Below are 2,051 nucleotides of genomic sequence, written 5' to 3'. Positions count from 1 at the left end.
GGTCCAGGCCAGGCGCTGCACGAGGCGGCCGACGACGGGATGGCGGCGCAGGTAGTCGTTCCATTCGGCCGCGGGCCAGGTGCGCCCCGTGCACATCGCTTCGTACAGGCGCGCCGTCTGCAGGTCGATGACCTGCCTGACTTCCTTCTTGCACGCCGTGAACAGCTGCTTGCCTTCCTTGATCGATTCCGGCGGATCGCTCTGGCGCGCGGCGGGCAGGGCGGCGATGGCCTTGCCCTCGGCATTGTGCAGCACCGGCTTGAGCTTCGCGTCCAGCACGACCGTGAATTCGCGCGCGCCATACTGGAAGAGCATGCGGCCGGACTCGTCCAGGCCGCCGGTCGGGACGGTGCGATCGGCCAGCTGGTCGGACGTCCAGCCGTTGCGGTCGGCGATGCGCTCGACGAGCGTGCGTGCCTTCTGCAGCACCGACGCCGTGCGGTAGCGGCGGGCGACGGCGAGGATGAACTGGATCACGGCCGGATCGTCGGACATGGCGGCTGCTTCCAGCATCGCCTCGATCTGGGCGCGCCGCACGTAGTGGTCGCGCATGTAGGCGCGGATCGCGTCGACCAGCTCGTGCCCCGGCGCGCCGCAGGTGAGCGCGAGGAGGCCTTTTTCGCCGATCGCACTGCCCAGGTATTCCGACAGTTTTTCGCGCTTGGCCTGTTCGAACACCTGTTCCGGCGTCAGGGCGGCTTGCGCCCCGTAGTATTGCGGATACTGCTGCCCCAGCTGTTGGTAGCTCTGCCAGCGGCCCGGCGCCTCCTGCTGCGCGAAGGCGACGGCTTCTTCCAGCGGCGGGTGGGCCGTGTCGCGGGCGATGAACTGGTGCAGCAGGAAGCGGCCCAGCGCCGCGCGGCTGGCGGCGTCGAGCAGACCGAGGTAGCGCACCAGCAGCGCGTTCGCGGCGGGCTCCTTCAGCCTGGCGGCAAGGATGACCCACCAGCGCACGATGTCCGGTTCGACGGGGCTGCCGTCCTGCCAGGCGCAGGCGGGCAGCAGGTCCAGGTTGAGCCATGCGATGCCGGCGGGCGGCTTCGCCTTCAGGCCCTTGCGCGCCTGCCTGAGGAGCACGTCGGGCGCCAGCCGGGGGCCGATGTCCTCGCCCAGTTTTTCCAGTGCCGTCAACAGTTCGGCGCTGACGGTTTCCCGGGCTTCCTTGTCGAGCGCCGCGGTCAGGGCCGGGATGCCCGCACGGTAGTCCATCCTGGCCAGCCAGCGCGCGGCTTCGATGCGCACCTCCTGCTTGCCCGCGTCGAGCGCCTCGACGACGCGTTTGCCGATTTCCGGCAGCTTGGCCAGTATCCGCTGGGCGTCCAGGCGGTATGTTTTCGAGTCACCCAGCGCGATTTCCATCACGCGCGGCAGCCAGCGGGCCGGCACGACCGGGAATGTGTCGAGCGCGGACAAGGTCTGGCCGAGGTCCAGGTTATGGTAGCGCGGGCGGTCGGCGTGGGCCATGCCCAGGCCCTCGTCGATCAGTTCGGGATATTGCGCCAGGTGCGGCCACACGCGCTCGGGCGGCAGCACGGACTGGGGCAGGGCAGCGCGGTACCACGAGGTGCGCAGACATGCCTGCGCGAGTACGTCGGGCGGATAGCCGCAGCGTGCGGCGGCGTCGCCCAACTGGCGCAGGTCGAGCCGGGACGGATCCTGGCGTTGCCACCATGCGGCGAACAGCGGTGCGGGCCAGAGCCAGTCGTCGCGCCGGTTGGCGCCGGCCTGCAGGCGCAGTGCCTGCAGCATGCCGAAGTCGGGCCGTGCCTGGACGCGCCCGCCGAACACGATGGTTTCGACCACGTTCGGATCGCCCAGTATCTTCCGACCATCCACGTCCGGCTCGCCGTTCAGGGCGCATGGCGTCGCGCAGGCGGCCTTCCTTCAGCTGGAGGTAACGTGTGTAATGGTCGCGCCGGAAGCGGAAGGAATGTTTGGCGTCGCGGTTCGCCGCCGCTTCCTCTTCGGCGCCCTGGCGCAGGCGTTCCAGCAACTGCGCGCGGTTGGCCAGCAGCAGGTCGACGGCGTCCATGGCCAGCACGGTGTTGTCT

The 2,051-nt window shown here is 69.7% G+C and carries 1 protein-coding gene; it reads right to left on the bottom strand.

Going from position 1 to position 2,051, the window contains the following annotated elements; translation table 11 throughout:
* Positions 1-1,836, bottom strand: a 1,836-nt coding sequence (locus AC1DYX_RS30655; RefSeq protein WP_477265926.1) for a DUF4132 domain-containing protein, incomplete at its 3' end; no start/stop codon positions are given.
* Between the last annotated feature and the right edge of the window lie 215 nt (positions 1,837-2,051).

The organism is Massilia sp. P2_C2 (assembly GCF_056404615.1).
Note: the sequence above shows the minus strand (reverse complement) of the source record. Positions and strands in the feature narration are given on the sequence as shown.